Source organism: Leptothoe kymatousa TAU-MAC 1615, assembly GCF_018739865.1.
In the GTDB taxonomy this organism is placed as follows: domain Bacteria; phylum Cyanobacteriota; class Cyanobacteriia; order Phormidesmidales; family Phormidesmidaceae; genus Leptothoe; species Leptothoe kymatousa.
Genome location: NZ_JADOER010000004.1, coordinates 1,174,234 through 1,192,692, shown reverse-complemented (window position 1 = coordinate 1,192,692; position 18,459 = coordinate 1,174,234). Strand labels below are relative to the sequence as shown.

The window sequence follows — 18,459 nt, the reverse complement described above, 5'->3', positions numbered from 1 at the left end:
GGCAACGGGCGTTTGGCAACGGGCCGTTTGACAACGGACCGTTTGACAACGGGCCGCTACTGATTTAACAAATAGCAACAACAAATAGGCAAATGCACTATCCCATAATGACATAGGTAAAAATCATCTTGAGGATCGGCACCATCGAATTATAGTAATGGGGCTGATTTTACGGCACGTCTAAAGCGGTTAGCATTTTCACAGGTGATACTACCCATGATCCAGGTGAGATCCCCCATCCCAGCAAAAATTTTAATTGTGGATGATCTACCGGACAATCTTCGTCTTTTATCAAAGACATTGAAACAAGAGGGATTTGACGTCCGCAGTGCCATTAATGGCCCCCTGGCAATTATGGGGGCAGAAACGGACCCGCCCGATTTGATTTTATTGGATATCACCATGCCGGAGATGGATGGCTTTGAAGTTTGTCATCGGCTCAAAACAAATCTTAAAACAGCGGATATTCCCATTGTTTTTATTACCGCCCTGGGCGAGGTTACCGATAAAGTAAAAGGCTTGGAGCTAGGCGGGGCAGATTATATTACCAAACCGTTTCATCTCCCGGAGGTGCTGGCTCGGGTAAATTTGCAATTAGAACTGCATGGGCTAAAAGATCAACTCAAACAACAAAATCAACAATTACAGGCCACCTTGCTAGCCCAAAGGAAAGTGGAAGAGCAAATTCGTCAGCTAAACCAAGAGTTGGAGCAACGGGTTGTAGACCGCACCCAACAATTAGAAACGGCGAACCAACAACTGCAACGGGAAATGCAGGAGCGGCAACACACCCAGGAACAGCTACTGTATATGGCTCAGTACGATTCGTTAACGGGGTTGGCCAATCGTACCCTGTTGCTTAAGCATTTAGAAACAACCCTGCAGATGATTCAACAATCTTCCCAATCTGAAACGGTTCAGTGTTTACTGGTGCTGGTGGATTGCGATCGCTTTAAATCCATTAGCAATACCCTCGGCCACCACCAGGGCGATCGGCTACTGAGAGAGATCGCCAAACGCATTACGGCAACAGTTCCCACACACAGCTTGGTGGCTAGGCTGGGGGGCGATGAATTTGCCATTGCCCTCACCATCACCACAGTCAACGACAGCACCGACACGATTGTGAACAACCTGCAACGCCAGCTAGCTGTGCCCATCCGCTTCAACAATCTAAACATTAACATTAACGCCACCATTGGTATGGTGCTAGCCGATACGGAGGGGGCCAACGCTGAATATTTGTTGCGAGATGCGGAACTCGCTATGGTTCAGGCAAAAAAACAACAGCAGGGTAGCTGTCAGCTCTTTAAACCTGAAATGCATCAGCAGGCACTCTATGAACTCGAACTCGAAGGGCAACTCCGCCAGGCCATTGAACAACAACAGCTACAGGTTTACTACCAACCCATTGTTGCCCTATCCCCCGATCCGACAGACTCCACCATTGTGGGCTATGAGGCCTTAGCCCGCTGGCAGCCAGCCCTCGATGCTGATTTTATTCCCCCCAGCGTCTTTATCCCCTTAGCTGAAAAAACAGGGCTGATAGAAGCCCTAGGAGATTGGGTATTGGCAACCGCCTGTCAACAAATTACCCAATGGAATCAACAGGGCAAACGGCCCCTGTTTTTGAGTATTAACGTCTCCATCGATCAGTTAACCTGCCCAGACTGTCTTAACAAGATTTTGGCCGTGTTCCAACACACCCAGGTGAATCCAAGCTGGATTAAATTAGAGGTGACTGAAAGTATCTTTATGAAAACCCCTCAGCCTGTGCTAGATACCCTGACATCCCTTAGGAAACAGGGAGTAAAGGTCAGCATTGATGATTTTGGCACCGGTTACTCATCCTTAAGCTACCTGAAACATCTGCCCATCGATACGGTCAAAATAGATCGTACCTTCATCCAGGATATGGAGTCTAGCCGGGATAGTCTCAATATTTTACAAGCCATTCTCAATCTGACCCAGGCGTTACAGCTAGAGACTATTGCGGAAGGAATCGAAACCTGTGACCAAGCTCAGACATTAGCTAACCTGGGCTGTGTTTATGGTCAAGGTTACCGGTTTGGCAAACCGGTGGATAGTCAAAAAGCTGCTACATTTATTCAGACCCAGGCAATCTAAAGCAGCCTTTTTCTCTACACAACGACTGCCCAGGGATAGTTTCGGTAGAATCACGGGGAATACTTATACCCTGAACGGCATCAGAGGGACATTTGGACGGCATGGTGAACTATCAACCGTTTATAGAAAGCGTTGTGCCAAGCCGTTTAGGCCGATGGGCAATGGTCATTTGTCTCAGCGGGTTGTTGGGGAGTTGCCCAGCGGAGAAAATTGAGGTGCCGCAAACGTCTGCACCCGCAGCTCAACAATCTTCCAACATTGATCTCCCCCCAGCGGCCACAAGCGCTGATTTGGAGACTGTGGTACCTGCCACCCAACCCTGGAAAATTATCTTTGTCAGTCAAGATGGTCCTAAGGGGCATGAAAATATATCGGACCAGGACTGTCCAGAAATTGTGTGGTGCCATATGTGGCAAACGGCCCAGGAAACAGCCCAGGAACTGGGAGTGGACACTGAACTGGCCTACGTGGGGGAAGACTGTAGCCAGGAACAGGAATGTATCCGACAGCAAATACAGCTGCTGAATGAGCTGATTATGCGGGATGACATTGACGGCATTGTGATTGGGCCGAGGGACTCGAACCAGCTGGTCCCCGTGGTGGAAAAAGCGATCGCAAAAAACATCGCCATTATGGCCGTGGGTACCCCGATTAATTCCGCCCAGGTGCTAACCCTAGTGACCTTTAATGATTTTGAGGGGGGCAAGGCCATGGGTCAGTGGGTGGCCGAGCGGCTCAAGGGCACAGGCAATGTGCTAATTATCGAAGGTCCTAAATATCAAAAAAACGCCTTGGACCGTCGCCACGGCTTTGTGGCCGGGCTGCAGGGCCAAAATATCACCATTTTGGATACGGAAACGGCCCTGTGGAGCTGTCAAACCGCTCAGACTATTACAGAACAATGGTTAACCAAGTTTCCCAAGGTAGATGCCATTATTGCAGCCAGTGACCACATGGCCCTCGGCGCTGCGATCGCAACCCAAACAGCCCAACGTCCAGATATCTTGATTACGGGCTATGACGCCATTCCCGTCGCCAGAGCGGCCATCGCCCATGGCACCCTGGCCGCCACCGCCATGCAATTAACCACTACACCAACAGCGATACAACTGATGGTGAGACACTTGGAAAACAATGAAACCTTTCCTGAGGTGGTTTACCTACCCACCCCCCAGTTGCTTTCCCAGGCTAACCTCTCCGATCACTCGGTAAACTCTCCTTTAAACATCTCCCCCAGCTGCAGATTTTAACCGCCATCCATGGTCTTGACTGATGTTGCCTAACCAAAACCAGTTCCTAAATCAACAAATCAACTGGCGAGTTCTCCTACTCAGCTTGATTGCCTTTATGGGTTTAGGCAGCACCTTAATCGAGGGGGGACGTCGCCAAATCAATCGCGTCCACCATAGTTTGCAGCAACTTACCCAAGGTGCCGCCGAAACCTTCGATATCTTGCTGCTAGATTTGGAAAGTAGTTTGTTGCTTACAGGGTCAACGCTGCACACCAGCCAGGTCGAGACTACTAACCTGCGCTATTTCTTAACCCGCTACCCGTCTCTGCAAGAAATCATCTATCTCGACAATCAACAGAAAATTATTAATCAGGTACAAGCCTTTGGCCAACCTCAACAAAAAACGAACTATTCTATCCCCTGGCTAAAACAGCCCCCTGAAGTGGGCCAGGTGAGGGTGAGCCATCTGCAATATGCAGATACCCAACCCTATATCGAAATTGTTGTCCCCGTCTTAGACGATATTGGCCTACCCCAGGGCATGTTGCTGGCCCGTTTAGATCTTACAGAACTCTGGGATACCACCCTTGATATTGAGGTGGGGCGCACCGGCTATAGCTACCTGGCCACTGAAAATGGTGAAATTATTAGCTACCGTGCGCCCCAAATAGCCAACGAGGCCCCTAGACTCAATCACCTTGAGGGTAAAACCCCAGAGTCTATTTATGCAGCTGATTTATCAATTTATCCAGGCTTAAGAAAGCAATGGGTCTTAGCCAGTGCCCATCCCATGGACAGCGTTCCCTGGTATGCCATGGTCGAACAACCCCTCCAAGAAGTCCTAGCGGATCTGATTTTTCCCCTAGTGATCCTGCTGTTTATCAGCAGCGTTATTCTTTACATTGTCTGGAGCACCTTTAGATTTACTCGACAACGGCTGGTAAAACCTCTGCGGCAGCTTAGCTTAGCGGTGCAAGACACTCGCCAAGGGCAGCCCATCGCGCCCCTCAATTTTCCACACCACGATGAACTCGCCCAGCTATCGTCATTGCTGAGCACCATTTCCCAAGAGAATGCCAGCTTATATGCCTCTCTTGAAGAACAGGTCAATCAACGCACCTTGGAACTACAGCGATCGCAAGAAAAATTTTCCAAAGCGTTCTATTCAAACACAGACCCCATGGCCATCACCACCTTTCCAGACGGGGTGTATATCGAAGTAAACGAGGCCATGGTTGCCATTTGCGATCGCGATCGATCTGAGGTAATTGGTACACCGTCAGCAGTTTTTCAATTCAAACACCCCAAACACCCCAAACTCTTTCCCCAGGCCCTGCAACACCAGGGCGCTATCCACGACTGGGAAATCGAAATCGATAAACCCAACAAGCCGCGACAAACGTATTTAATCTCCGCCGAACTGATGTTGCTAAACCAGCAACACTGCGCATTGATCTGCGCAAAAGATATTACGGCCCGCAAACGGGCTGAAAACAAGGTTTCCCAAGCCAAGGAAGATGCCGAATTGGCCAACCAGGCAAAGAGCAAATTTTTAGCCCACATGAGCCATGAACTGAGAACACCCCTCAACTCAATTTTAGGTTTTAGTCAGCTGCTGACCCGCGACCAAAACTTAAATAACGAGCAACAACAGACACTAGCCATCATTAATCGTAGCGGAGAACATTTACTCACCCTGATCAACGACATTCTAGAAATGTCCAAAATCGAAGCAGGTCAAAGCACCCTCACCTACGGCAACTTTAATCTGCATCACTTACTCATCACCCTCAAGGAGATGTTGGGTCATAAAGCATATAAAAAAGGAATTGACTTTTCCTTAGAATTTCCGCCAGACCTGCCCCACCATATCTACAATGATGAACGCAAATTACGACAAATTTTAATCAACCTGGTGGGCAATGGGATTAAATTTACCGACCAGGGTAGTGTTGCACTCACCGTCCAATGGGACCATAGCCACCATCAGCTCACCTTTTTGGTAACCGACACCGGCCCCGGCATCGCCGCCGCCGATATCCCCAACCTGTTTGAACCCTTTACCCAAGCCACATTGGGTCAAAAGCATGGGCAGGGAACCGGGTTAGGGTTACCCATTAGTGAGACATTTGTATCGCTAATGGGGGGACACATCAGCGTCGACAGTGCCCTGGGCCAAGGCACAACCTTTGCCTTTACCATCCCCATAAAAATTGCAACACAGCAGCCCCCAACCAACGCTGCGGCCCAAGCCACCCGACGGATTGTCGGTCTAGCCCCAGGTCAAAGTACGCTCAAAATATTAGTGGTTGAAGATCAGCCCGACACCCAGCAGCTCATGGTCCGTTTGCTGTCTCACCTGGGCTTCGACGTACAGACCGTTGGCGATGGCCAAGCTGCCATTGAGGTTACACAACAATGGCAGCCCCAATTAATTTGGATGGATATGTGTTTACCCGGCATGCATGGATTAGAAGCCACTCGCCGCATCAAAGCACAGCCTTCCCCCCCAGTGATTATTGCCCTCACGGCCCAGGTCCTGGAAGAACAACAGCAGCAGGCCTATGCAGCAGGCTGTGACGATTTTGTGAGTAAACCCTTTATGGAACAGGAGCTATGGGACAAACTTGCCCAACACCTACAGGTAACCTATCTATACGAAGATGAGGCCAGCCCACATCCGACACCTGGCCCTGCAAATACCACAGACGCAACTCAAATACACCAACAGCTACAGGCCATGCCAGCCAGTTGGAAACAAGATTTGAAAACAGCAGCCAAACATCTCAGTAGCCCCATGATTCTGGACTTGCTGGCTCAGGCACCTGCTGACAAATCATCATTGGTAGCCACCCTGGAAGGGTATACCCATGATTTTCGCTATGACTTAATCCTCCAAATGCTAGCGGACGAAGTGTAGATTTCCCTCGAACGATGTAGGGAAACGCCCAAAGACAACTAGACAGACAACAATCAACACATATTGTTCTTTTTATCAATAAAGCCCCGTCAAACAACAACTATTTTTGTTGTTACATGCTACCCTGATCACGTTTATTTTCAGTGTCCCCAGGGAACAATGAGTCCGCCTTAGCTAGATTATTGCCATTACTGATTTAAGAACGTAAACCAATCAGTTTTACTGACTAAGGGCTTGTTTAGAAATAAAATCATGGTCTTTTCCATTTAAATTATGACTTAACAAGCCTTTCGGGACTAAACCGTGAAGTAGTTTCTTAACAGCTCCTAAGCTTTTGCATTGGGAAGATAAAACCATCCGAAAGAACAGCAATATTGAAGTCTTTGATTCATTGGATTTAGAACAGCTTGAAGGATTGTTCTCCCTTTGAAGCTTTACGTATTTCTCCCAAGTCAATCACTAGGCAAAGCGCATCAAGCTAGGCGGCTTCTTGATCCCATGCGGCATTATGGACTATAAAAAGCATTTTTTTCTCGGTGTTGTTACGGCATTGCTAGTGGGCTGCTTTAGCCTCGGGCAGGCCCAAGCCCACGATCCCCACGATGTGGTGCAACAGGTGGAACTATCCCCTAGCTACCAACAGGATCAAACCATGTACCTGCTGGTTCGAGGAAATTTTTTGAAGTCTAGGGACGGTGGCACCACTTGGCAGCGCCAGGTGCAGGGGTTAGACCACCGAGGGCCGATGACGGCCTTTGCCATTGGGGCCACAGAGCCGCAACACCTCTATTTAACCACCGAGGGCGATGGCGTATACGAATCGGAAAATGGGGGAGAGGGTTGGCAGCGGATTAACCAAGGGTTGCCAGAACTCGCCCTAGACCGGGTGGCGGTTTCGACGACGGATGCCGACCAGGTGTTTGTCACGGGCCATGATGGCAATGTCTATCGCCGCGATGGCGATAGCTGGACCTTGGCTTTGGCAACAGAACAGCCGGTGGGCGCGATCGCAACTGCCGCGACTCATATTATTGTCGGGGACCAGCAGGGACAGCTCTACCAGTCTAAAGATGGGGGCAAAACCTGGTCTACCCTAGGTAGCACCGACAGCGCCATCACCAGCATCAGCCTTGCGCCAGACCCCAACACCTTCTGGGTGGGCACCGAGGGCCAGGGGGTACTCACCACCACCGACGGTGGCCAAACCCTCACGGCCCTAAACCAGGGATTGCCCGAAACCAATATTCAGGACCTGGTTAGCGCCAACACCCCTGGCAGCCGTGACTTCACCCTCTACGGGTCAACCGCCAATGAAGGGGTGTTTTACTTCAGCGGCGATAGCTGGCAGCCCGTCGACCGGGGACTGACCAAAACCCCCCAAGCCGACAAAATGGGCTACGCCCACTTTACCGACCTGGCCATTTCCCCCAGCTTTAACCAAGATGGAACGGTCCTAGCCAGCGGCTTTAACGGGTTGTTTAAGACCACCAACCAGGGGGACGATTGGACCCAGCTGGACACCTTGCCCGGGGATATTCCCATGGCCCTAGCCCTATCACCCGACTATGCCACCGACAACACCCTGGTGGCGGTAACCTACGTGGGCGAAGCCTATATGAGCGCCAATGGCGGCGATAGTTGGACCCCCATGGCTCAGGGCCTAGAGCTGCCGTTCTTTACCGATCAATTTGAACCCATTGAGCGCAACGACGACCCCCGCCGGTTTCAGTCCTTGGCGTTTTCGCCCAACTATGGCCAGGACAAAACCCTGTTTGCCACCATTTTGAATAATGGCGTATTGCGATATACCCAAAATAAAGGCTGGAAGCTCCAGCGGTTTGAAGGTTGGGAACGGGCGCTGGCGATCGCACCGTCGCCCAACTATGGCCAGGATAAAACAGTGTTTGTGGGCACCCAGGCCGGCCGGGTTTACCGCTCCGACAATGGGGGCAAATCCTTTAAGAAAATGAGTGAGTTGGGCCGCCATGTGGGTAATGAGTCCCCCTTTATGGTGGTCTCCCCCAACTATGGCCAAGACAAAACCGTCTTTATGACCGGTGCTGAAGGGGTGTACAAAACCACGGATGGGGGCCGGTCTTGGACAGCGATGATGGCCCCAGACCAATTCCAAAGTCGGCTAAAGCTAAAGCTGGCCATTTCCCCTAACTATGGGGCAGATCAAACCCTGTGGCTGGGCTCCGACGATGGCCTCTTCGAAACCCGAGACGGCGGCGACACCTGGAATTTAGTTGCGAGCACCATCTACGGTGACCATCCCTATATTGAAGCTGTTGCCGTTTCCCCTAGCTATGGTGACGATCAAACCCTGTTTGTTAGCGCGCGGGGCACCGGGCTGGTAAAAAGCACAGACGGGGGTCGCACCTTTACCCCCTTGGGTGATGCCACGGTGCCCCTGGCGATTGTGAACAACTTTGAATATGGGGCCATGCCCCTGGTGCTATCGCCCAACTATGGTCAAGATCAAACCCTGTTTGGCTTTGGCGCGGTGACTGGAGAGATTTTTAAGTCCATCGATGGCGGTGAGCGTTGGACAACAACCCGGCTACCCGATGCGAAGATTTTTGCCGACCATAGCAACTACCAATATTCCACCCTCAACCAGGCTCAGTTCTTTGTGCACATTTACCAAAAGGCATTGCTAAAGATGGGCCTAGCCTGCATCGCCGGACTGATATGCTACGGCTTTTTGAGTACCATCACCCAGTTTATTCAGAAAACAACCTGGCTACGCCGACCCATGCGCATGGGGGCAGCCACGGTGGTCACCGGACTTGCGATCGCAGTCCTATTTGTTTAACCACGCCCCTCACCGCTATTAGCATTAAGCCGAAAAATCCAGCTAAGGACCTCCGACCTGCGAACTCCGACTTCATCCACCGGGGATAGCTAAACGCCCCTTAAAGCAACCCCCGCAGCCATCAAATCTTAAGAAGTAATAAAAAAAGAACCCTTGAAAACTGGTGCAGGCTTAAGACTCTATAAACAAATGTCTGTATTCCTACAGTAGGTGGTACAACAAAATTAATGCTGAGAAGTGCTGCTTTTACTTTGTCGATATATGTCGATACAATTTGACCCCGAGATTCATATGCAACGGCGCAATTCGGAAGCCGGTGCGATGCAATCGATTCTGCAACGCCTGAGCGATAGTATGCAGCGCGATCAGTTGGTACAAAAAACGACTGATACCATCCGTTCATCGCTCCAGGTCGACCGAGTGGCCATCTATTACTTTTATAACCAATGGGAAGGCCAGGTCACCTTTGAATCGTTGAGTGACAATGACTTTTCGATTTATGGTTCCACCGGCCCCGACCAATGTTTTAACGATGAATATGCAGACCTTTATCTAGACGGACGGATCCGGGCGATTGAAGATGTGGAAACCGCATCTATTGAACCCTGCCATCGCGATTTTCTGCGTCATTTGCGGGTGCGGGCCAACTTAGTGGTGCCGGTGTTAACGGACAAGGGACTATGGGGCTTGCTCGTTGCCCACAACTGTCGGAGCCCCAAGGCATGGTCCGAGGCTGATATTGAACAAATGCGGGCCGGGGCCGTTACGCTGTCCTCGGCGTCTTCCATTAGGGGCGACTAGGTGTCGCCAACAAGGCGACTAGGTGTCGCAAAGGCGACGAGGCCTGTCGCAAAGGCGACTAGGCCCGCCTTTGATGCGGGTTGACTACTGCATCTCTTGCCAGATTTTAATCGCGTTTTCGGCACGGCTGGCGGTGATCATTTGCTGGGACGGCAAAATCAGCAAGTGGTCAATAAACATGCCAAATCCGGTCAGCACCTGCTCGGGGGTCCCTGTTTCCACATTCCAAATGCGTACGGTTTTGTCAGCACTGCCGGTGCTTAATGTTTGGCCATCGCGGCTGAAGATCATGTCATTTACATAGCTGGTGTGCCCCACTAAGGTGCGGAGCAGTTTGCCCGTTTTGACTTTCCACTGGCGGATGGTGCCATCGGCACTGGCGCTAAATAAAAAACGACCGTCGGGACTAATGGCCAGGGCATTGATAAAACTTTCGTGACCGGTCAGGGTGCGCTCTGATTTTCCGGTGTCGAAATTCCAGAAGTTAATGGTGCGATCGCTGCCGGCGGTAATAATGTATCGACTGTCTGAGGTCACCACCAGGCTGTTAATCGGTCCTTGTTCCGCTTTTACAGACGTCATCAACTTGCCGGTGCTGGCCTGCCAAACATGGACATACCCATCGGCCCCGGCGCTGACCAACTTTTGCCCATCGGGGGTCCGGGTAATGACATTAACCGGACCCTGGTGGGCGGCCGAATTTTGCCACAGTAAATTACCATTGGCGACCACCCACCCCTGTAAGGTCCCGTCGGCATTGCCACTGTAGAGCCGGGTTTCATCCGGGCTCAGCAAAATCGTATTGACAAAGCTGGTTTGCTGATCCCAAGCCTCCAGCTGCTTGCCATTGGTTAAATCCCATAGACGAATCGAGTTATCGGCCCCGGCACTGACCATGCGCAACCCATCGACAAATAACAGCAGATCGTTAATGGTGCTGCTGTGGTTGGGCAAGGTGCGCTGTAGCTGCACCCCCCGCTGGGCAATGGCAACTTGGGGATTGGGGGAGAAAGTGGCCGGTTCCCTGGGGTAGCGGCGAATTGCGATCGCGCCCAGGACCATTAGCAAAAGTCCCACCACCAGGAGCGCCCGTTTAGGCCGCCGCCGCTTAGGTGCGGTTTTGGGCAACGTTTGCCAGGAGGGGGTGGTAATTCCCCTTTGCACAGATGTCGCATCCGGGGCCGCCATTGCATCTGGGCCCGGTGGGGTCTGGGCCGAGAAAAAACTATTAATGGGCAGGGAGGTTTCTGGCACAGTCGCCACCACGGACGGCTCCTGGGGGCCCAACTGCTCTAGTTGCGCCAAAATCACCTGGGCATTAACTGGCCGGTCCACCACCCGTGCAGCCGTCATGCTATCCAATAAATTGGCCAACCCCGGCGAAATTTGAGGCGCATGGGGTCGCCAATCAAACCGGTTGTGCAACGCATCGTACAAGGCTGTATCCGTCGGGGCCTTGGCGGTTAGCAAGTAAATTAGGGTGCGCCCCAGGGCATAAAAATCAGACTGGGGCACCGCCTGGCCATGTTCCTGTTCGGGGGGGGTGTAGCCCGCAGAACTAATGGCCGTGGCCACCCCACCGCGGCTCACCTGGGCCAAATAGGTTTGGGTCACTTCCCGAGCCGCCCCAAAATCCACCAGGGCCAGCTGCCCGCTGGTGCGAATCATCACGTTCTGGGGCTTAATATCTCGATGGAAATAGCTATTTTGGTGCAGCTGGTCCAAAATTTTCACCAGCTGGGTCAACCACTTGATCGCCTGCTGCGCTTGAATGGGATGATTGCCTTGCTGCTGCATCCATTGGGTCAAATTGAGGCCATCAATTTTTTCCATCACAATGCAGTGCAGGGGCACCGTTGCGGTGGTGGGCAAAACCTGAAAATATCCGTCGGGTTCCACAAACGGCACCCCTGGATGGCGCAGACGGCTGAGCACCGAGGCCTCATGGTGAAACATGGCCAAAACCTTTGTATTATTGCCATGCTCTGGCCGCAAAACCTTTAGAATTTTGGGTGAATCCCGCTCGTAGGCCTCATATACCGTACCAAAGCCAGTTTGGTCGCTAAGCAGCCGCATAACACGATAGCGCCCCATCAAAATCAGAGTTGTCCCACAGGCTTGACAGCTACTCGATTCGTTATTGTTCGGATGATCGGGCCGAGAACAACTGGGATTAATGCATAAACTCATTAGCTACCCTGAAAAACGACCTTGGTAATTTGGGAGGGTGCCCCCCAGGATCACAAGGAACGCATACACCCCCTACAGCTAACCACAGCAAGCGTTAGGGGATTGCTCAACTTTGATAATGTACCATCCGTTCTTTAGGATCCTGGAATTTGAAGAGTTTATTCACGATGGCGACCCTAAAATCGGCCATGGCCTAGCATGGTTTAGCCCATGTCCATGTGTCCCGTATGCTCCGCTCTTTGGCTGTCTTCTGCCTCGCGTTACTGACCGCACTGATTCCCCTGGCTTCGGCCCCCCAGGCTGGCCCTAAAAACGACGTCATCCTCCATGCTTTTGACTGGAGCTACGATACGGTGGCAGCCCGAGCCGCAGCCATTGCCACCGCTGGATATGGGGCCGTACTGGTCACCCCACCGGTGAAATCTCCCATCACGGCCCAGTGTCGCTGGTATCAGCGCTATCAGCCCCAGGATCTGCGGGTCATTGACAACTGCGATGGCAACAAGGAGAGTTTTGTGGCCATGGTCGAGGCCCTGAAAGCCACGGGCGTGCTCACCTATGCCGACGTGGTGGTCAACCACATGGCCAATGAACGCAATGGCACTACCACCTTTCCGGGGCCTGACACCCTGCGACAATATCGCCAGGATCCCGACTATTGGGAACAACAGCGACTATATGGAAACTTAAATCAAGGGCTGTTTAGCCCCCAGGACTTCCATCCCCCCCAATGTATTCGCGACTACGACAATCACCATGAAGTGACCCATGGGCGCATTTGTGGCGGCGGGGACGATCCGGGGCTGCCCGACTTAAAGGACACTAGCGCCGACCATCCTTGGGTGCTACACCAGCGACAACAATATGTGCGATCGCTATATGACCTGGGGGTACGTGGATTTCGCATCGATGCCGCCAAGCATATGCCGACGGAGGCCATTCGGTCCTTTATGCCGGATGAGGTGATCAAAAATGCCTATGTTTTTGCAGAGATTATCACCAGCGGCGGTGTGGGCACCCATGACTACGGCCTATTTTTAGCCCCCTATTTACAAACGCTGCCAGGGGAATTTGCCGCCTATGACTTTCCTTTACTCAATGCGATTAAAACGGCGTTTAGCCCTGGGCAACCCCTATCGGCCATTGCCCATCCCGACCAAACGGGCAACGCCTTAGAGCCCTCCCGCGCTGTAACCGTGGTTACCACCCACGATATTCCCTATAACGATCCCTTTCGCTCTTGGATTTTGGATCCCGTTGATGAAGAACTGGCCTATGCCTATATTTTGGGGCGAGATGGGGGCACCCCCATGGTGTTTGACGATGGCACCACGGCACCCCCGCCCTTTGGTCAGATCGATCAGGGGCGTTGGCACAATGTTTGGAATAGAGATCGCATCACCCAAATGATTAGCTTCCATAACCAAATGCAGGGCACATCCATGGACGTTCTCTACACCGATAGCTGCACCCTGCTATGGCGACGGGACAACATTGGCATTGCGGCCATCAACAAATGCAACAGCCCCAAAACCATCAGGGTCGACACCCAATCACGATTTAAGTGGTTTCATCCCTACAGGGATCTGTTAACAGAAGATCCCCCAATCCAAATTAGCGCCCCATCCCTGACCCTAACCCTGGCCCCGCGCAGTGCCCACCTTTGGACCAGCGAATAAAGCCATTGGCCTGAAACAATCCTGGGACGAATATAAGAATCTCATCAGCGATCTCCACCAACAGGAAAATACCTAGACAAGTAGACCGTAATTTCTTCGTAGAGACCGTGAAAATAACACCAAAACGCCAAATGGCAACAAAACTAGCCAATGGTCTGAGCTCTTAAATGTAGCTCATTTTACAAAGCCACCCAATCTAGCTATCTATTTATCAATAATGTGGCGCCCGCCCGCCCGCTGACCACAAGCTGCTTTGGCAAAACTCGACGAATGGCTAATAGGGAAACACCTCAGTAATTCAACGCATTATCAATGCTATCAAAGCCCTTATAAACCCAATACATTGTCATCATCCGGATAAAATACAGGTATTTCTCAACAGGATCAATGTGTTTTTTGCTACGCCTTAAATCAGTACCTACGGTTTTTATGTAGTAAAGACAAAGTGTAAAACAGTTCTTGTGAAGACAAGGACAATTTTTCTTCCGTTTCCTGTATATTTCATCGTCCTAAGCGGTTATTTCTACTCAAATCACCGTCTTCACAAGACCCCGTGTACAGCGGTCATTTCTACCCAATTCACCGTCTTCAAAAGGCACTTTTTACGGTAGTTATTGCTACTCAAATCGCCATTTTTGAAAGGCACTTTTTGCAGTGGTTATTGCTACTCAAATCGCCATTATCGAAAGGCACTTTTTGCAGTGGTTATTGCTACTCAAATCGCCATTATCGAAAGACCCTGTCTACTCAGGCCAAATATCTAAATCATCTGGATTCTGGCACCAGGTCGTTGCCACCGCCAAGAAGTAGTTCCCTTCTCTGGCCGCCAAGGGGCTATGGAAGCATGAGCATTACAATCATCTCTTCTTTCACCATTCCTTGGTAAGGGCTGGTTAAAAATCAAAATCATGGTCTTTTTCCTTAAAAGCATGGCTTAACAAGCCTTTTCGGATTAAGCCGTGAATTAGTTTCTTAACAGCTCCTCAGTCAACGACTAAGGCGTCTGCATGAAAATAATCTACCTCTTTGAGACATGTTCGAGGTGTGCTGTCCCCCTTACGTTGGCAAAGCCTGCCCTTTGGGCTTAGGGGGACTTACAGGGGGTTATCGACAGTTAGCGCTATCGGTCCAGACCCCTCCGCCTACGGCACCTCCCCTTCGTAAGGGGAGGAGGTTCTACGACATATTCTGTGATGGGGATTTTATTTATGTGCATTCCCCTAAAGACTCAATATCAATGGGTTTATCTCACTCAATTTTTAACTACCTTCTTTTGAAATCCCTGAAACAACAGCTCAAAAGTTTCTAGATTAAACCATGGAAAGTCTTTGCAAAATGAAGCTTTTCAGCTTCTCAGGATCGTTTTATCCGTCGGGTTTAAGGGAGCTAGAGACCCATTAAACCCGTACTGAGAATTAGCAACAATACCTTTATTGCACATCAGGTTTAACCCCAAAGACGTAATTGGTCAATGCCGCTAAATCGACAGCAGTGCCAGTTAGGTCCTTAAAAAATGCATATACCAGGCGACGAACTGTTTTAGCAGTTGGATAGCAGGTTTTACCACTGCTGATTTAGAGGATAAAACAATCTGTGCAACGGCTCGACAAACAGGTTTAGTCCTGAAAATCGGCAATACCAGATTTTATTGACCCACGATTTTATTCCCCAGCGTATTAACGATTTACCCATGGATAGCAAATCATTCAGCACCCTTGCCCCCAATAGCGTTATTAATCTTCCTGCCCCTAAACTCTCAAATTCAACTAACCAAATAAATTTAGCAACAGAGCATATCTGTCGAGGGTTTGACTGGAACTCTGAAATTTGGGATCGAGTTGCATCGGAAATTAATCTTCTAGTGCAAAAGGCTTCCACTAACTGGGATAATCGTCCGTGTGTTCCCCATGATGACGCAAAACACATTCGCAATGTCTTTCAACAGCCTCTCCCTGTCAAAGCTGTTGAGTTTAATACCCTGTTAGGGCATCTACACAAGGTTGTTGATTATTCTGGCTATAACGGCCATCCTAGGTGGTTGGCCTACATCACCTCATCCCCCGATCCTGTGGGGGTTTTAGGCGCATTTTTCACAGCCGCCATTAACCAAAATAATAATTTATGGCGCATTGCCCCAGGGGCCACCAGCATTGAACTCCAATGCATCGAATGGTTCAAGGAAATGTTTGATCTAGGGGCCGACTGGGAGGGGATCTTCTCCAGCGGTGGCCAGTTGGCTAATATTATCGCCTGTGCCACGGCCCGACACTTGCAATGTCCATGGGATGTCAGACGTCACGGTGTGGCAGGTCCAGAGGGCAGTGGGCGCTTAAAGTTTTACACCAGCGACCAGGCCCATTACTGCCATCACCAAGCCGTTGAGCTCCTAGGAATGGGGTCTGAAGCGATTCGGGTGGTCCCCAGTGATAGCTTCTATCGCATGCGCCTAGACCGCCTGGCTGAAATGGTGGCAGAAGATCGGGCCCAGGGGCACATTCCTGTCGCGGTGATTGCCACCGCTGGCACAGTGGGCACCGGCGCCATTGATCCCCTCGATGACCTAGTGGAATGGATCCAAAACCAGGATGAGAAAATTTGGCTACACATTGATGGGGCCTATGGGTTACCCGCCTATCTGGTGCCAGAGGTTTCTTTCCAAATGGCGGCCATGCGCCATGCGGATTCTATCTCGTTTGATCCCCACAAGTGGTTGTACAGCCCCCTCGATGCGGGGGTAACGCTGGTGAGACATCCCCACGCACTCCGACAAACCTTTGGGTTTCAGGTCTCCTATCTGGACCAAAATCTCCTAGATACCTGTGGTGTAGACCTGGTGGATTTCACCCCTGAAAATTCTCGACCGGCCAGGGCATTTAAGGTGTGGCTGGGGTTAATGGCCCATGGCATAGAGGGGTTTCGGACCCAAATTGGTCAAGATATTAGGCTGATTAAGTATATGGCTAAGTTGATTGAGACCACCCCCGATTTAGTCCTCATGACCGAGCCCGATCTGTCCATTGTTTGTTGGCGAGTGGAGCCCCAGGGATACCAAGGTAATGAAGAAGATCTCAATCATCTACAGGTCCATATTTTAGAAGAGCTAGAAAAACAGAATATTGCCTTTCTCTCTAAGGCCAAACTCCATGGTGGCAAGCTTGCCCTTAGGGCCTGTGTAGTGAACTTTCGCACCCAGGCCACAGACATTGAAGCCACGGTACAGGCAAGTGCTGACATTGGCAGACAAGCCGCTCAGGCCTAGATAAATCGATCCACGGAAACTGCTGTGGGCTTGGTCCATACAACCATCCCCAGAATCAGCAACGCCACCTAATGTATTCGCTCACCTCCAACGGAAATTTTATGACGACACAATTTACAACCATCGCCACCCCCAATCACCCATTTGAGTTTCAGGATGGCTCCACCCTTGGGACAGCCAAGATGGCTTGGAAATCCTGGGGTAAGCTATCACCGGAACGGGACAATGTGATTTTGTTATTTCCGGTTTTAACCACCAGCCACCATGCCTCTGGTTTTGACGCAGAGGGCCCCGGCGTAAAGTACTGGACCCCAGATTGTTACTATGGTTGGTGGGATGCGTTTATCGGCCCCAATAAGGCGTTGGATACTAACCGCTGGTGGATTCTATGCCCTAGCCTATTAGGCGGCTGCTATGGGAGCACCGGACCAGCTTGTACAAACCCTAAAACAGGAGAGATTTGGGGCGAGGGTTTTCCATTCCCTCAAATTTCTGATTTAGTCAATGCCACGGTGGAATTGCTCAACCGTTTGGGCATATCGCAGCTGCATGGGGTGATCGGCGCTTCCTTTGGGGGCTATTTGGCCCTTGATATGGCGCTGCGATATCCGCAGCAGGTTAAAAACGTGATGTCCATTGCTAGCGGGATCAGGGTAACCCCTGCCATGCAGTTGGCGAATTTTCAGCAGGCAACGGCGATCGAATCCCATTTGGCGGCCCAAGCCCATGGCGCCAGTGCTGACACTGAGGATGGAGACGGACTCGTGCTCGCCAGGATGATTGCGATGCAGCAATATATTGTGACTGAAGAGGTGGATACCTACTGTAGCCAAAAGGTGGATAAGTCTCTGAAGAAAAATGGTTCATTTCCATTAAATCAACCGCTGGAAAGCTGGTTGCTCTATCAAGGCAAGCGCTTTGCCCAACGGTTTAATGCCCATAGCTATTTAAGACTGCTCCACGCCTGGCAAAATTGGAAGCCTGGCATTGACCTGCAAAATCCAACTGCGTTGCGATCGCTAAAAAACTGTCAGCACCAAAACTGGCTCATCTTTTCCATCGATTCCGATGCCTGTTTTCCACCGGTAGAACAAACCCTCTTAGCCAACACACTCACAGCCAGCCACATCCCCAACCAGCTAATTAAACTCTCTTCAAGGTTAGGACACGATTCTTTTCTCCGGGAACCTGACCTATACGAACCGGCCATGCAACACTTCTTAACAACGCCTTTGGTCAATCAGCCCACCACCTCAATTTCCATTCCCAAATATGCCTTTGCCAAATAAGCCCTAGGCAAAAAACAAGGCCCCAAACGCCATTGTGTAATATCATCAGTGCCGCATTTGGTCTAGGTATCTAGACCAAATGCGGCACTGATTTTTGGTGGTTCACAAAAATTGCCAGAAGCTTTTCAAATAACAGAGCTAATA

Annotated in this window: 9 protein-coding genes; 8 read left to right on the top strand and 1 reads right to left on the bottom strand. The window is 50.7% G+C overall.

From position 1 onward, the window contains the following. Positions 1 to 216: 216 nt before the first annotated feature. From IXB28_RS07295 to IXB28_RS07275, 5 genes are all read left to right on the top strand, one after another. The gene (locus IXB28_RS07295; protein ID WP_215617863.1) at positions 217 to 2,127 is read left to right on the top strand and encodes an EAL domain-containing response regulator; all 1,911 of its coding nucleotides are present in this window, start codon (positions 217 to 219) and stop codon (positions 2,125 to 2,127) included. Between the two features lie 161 nt (positions 2,128 to 2,288). Continuing rightward, positions 2,289 to 3,377, top strand: a complete 1,089-nt coding sequence (locus IXB28_RS07290) for a sugar ABC transporter substrate-binding protein (RefSeq protein WP_215617862.1) — start codon at positions 2,289 to 2,291, stop codon at positions 3,375 to 3,377. Between the two features lie 22 nt (positions 3,378 to 3,399). Further along, complete coding sequence (locus tag IXB28_RS07285; RefSeq protein ID WP_215617861.1) at positions 3,400 to 6,279, top strand: ATP-binding protein; 2,880 nt, start codon at positions 3,400 to 3,402, stop codon at positions 6,277 to 6,279. A 508-nt stretch (positions 6,280 to 6,787) separates the two neighbouring features. Further along, positions 6,788 to 9,097 carry a WD40/YVTN/BNR-like repeat-containing protein gene (locus IXB28_RS07280; RefSeq protein WP_215617860.1) on the top strand — a complete coding sequence of 770 codons (2,310 nt, stop codon included), beginning with the start codon at positions 6,788 to 6,790 and terminating at the stop codon, positions 9,095 to 9,097. Between the two features lie 261 nt (positions 9,098 to 9,358). Next, positions 9,359 to 9,898 carry a GAF domain-containing protein gene (locus IXB28_RS07275; protein ID WP_215617859.1) on the top strand — a complete coding sequence of 180 codons (540 nt, stop codon included), beginning with the start codon at positions 9,359 to 9,361 and terminating at the stop codon, positions 9,896 to 9,898. Positions 9,899 to 9,982: 84 nt separating this feature from the next. Here the strand turns inward: IXB28_RS07275 and IXB28_RS07270 are convergent, their stop codons facing one another. Beyond that, positions 9,983 to 12,088 carry a serine/threonine-protein kinase gene (locus tag IXB28_RS07270; protein ID WP_215617858.1) on the bottom strand — a complete coding sequence of 702 codons (2,106 nt, stop codon included), beginning with the start codon at positions 12,086 to 12,088 and terminating at the stop codon, positions 9,983 to 9,985. Positions 12,089 to 12,315: 227 nt separating this feature from the next. Between IXB28_RS07270 and IXB28_RS07265 the strand changes: the two genes are divergently transcribed. From IXB28_RS07265 to IXB28_RS07255, 3 genes are all read left to right on the top strand, one after another. After that, positions 12,316 to 13,767 (top strand): alpha-amylase family glycosyl hydrolase, encoded by a 1,452-nt coding sequence (locus tag IXB28_RS07265; protein ID WP_215617857.1) that lies wholly within the window; start codon positions 12,316 to 12,318, stop codon positions 13,765 to 13,767. Positions 13,768 to 15,415: 1,648 nt separating this feature from the next. Then, entirely contained in the window at positions 15,416 to 17,026 is a 1,611-nt protein-coding gene (locus IXB28_RS07260; RefSeq protein WP_215617856.1) for a pyridoxal phosphate-dependent decarboxylase family protein, read from the top strand. A 101-nt stretch (positions 17,027 to 17,127) separates the two neighbouring features. Then, a complete protein-coding gene (locus IXB28_RS07255) occupies positions 17,128 to 18,315 on the top strand; it encodes an alpha/beta fold hydrolase (protein WP_215617855.1) in 1,188 nt (395 codons plus the stop codon). The last annotated feature ends 144 nt before the right edge of the window (positions 18,316 to 18,459 follow it).

Bases quoted from the DNA above. Each gene is read 5' to 3' on its own strand.
- IXB28_RS07285 (WP_215617861.1), top strand. From the start codon at position 3,400: ATGTTGCCTAACCAAAACCAGTTCCTAAATCAACAAATCAACTGGCGA.
- IXB28_RS07290 (WP_215617862.1), top strand. From the start codon at position 2,289: ATGGTCATTTGTCTCAGCGGGTTGTTGGGGAGTTGCCCAGCGGAGAAA.
- IXB28_RS07280 (WP_215617860.1), top strand. From the start codon at position 6,788: ATGGACTATAAAAAGCATTTTTTTCTCGGTGTTGTTACGGCATTGCTA.
- IXB28_RS07255 (WP_215617855.1), top strand. From the start codon at position 17,128: ATGACGACACAATTTACAACCATCGCCACCCCCAATCACCCATTTGAG.
- IXB28_RS07270 (WP_215617858.1), bottom strand. From the start codon at position 12,088: ATGAGTTTATGCATTAATCCCAGTTGTTCTCGGCCCGATCATCCGAAC.
- IXB28_RS07265 (WP_215617857.1), top strand. From the start codon at position 12,316: ATGCTCCGCTCTTTGGCTGTCTTCTGCCTCGCGTTACTGACCGCACTG.
- IXB28_RS07275 (WP_215617859.1), top strand. From the start codon at position 9,359: ATGTCGATACAATTTGACCCCGAGATTCATATGCAACGGCGCAATTCG.
- IXB28_RS07295 (WP_215617863.1), top strand. From the start codon at position 217: ATGATCCAGGTGAGATCCCCCATCCCAGCAAAAATTTTAATTGTGGAT.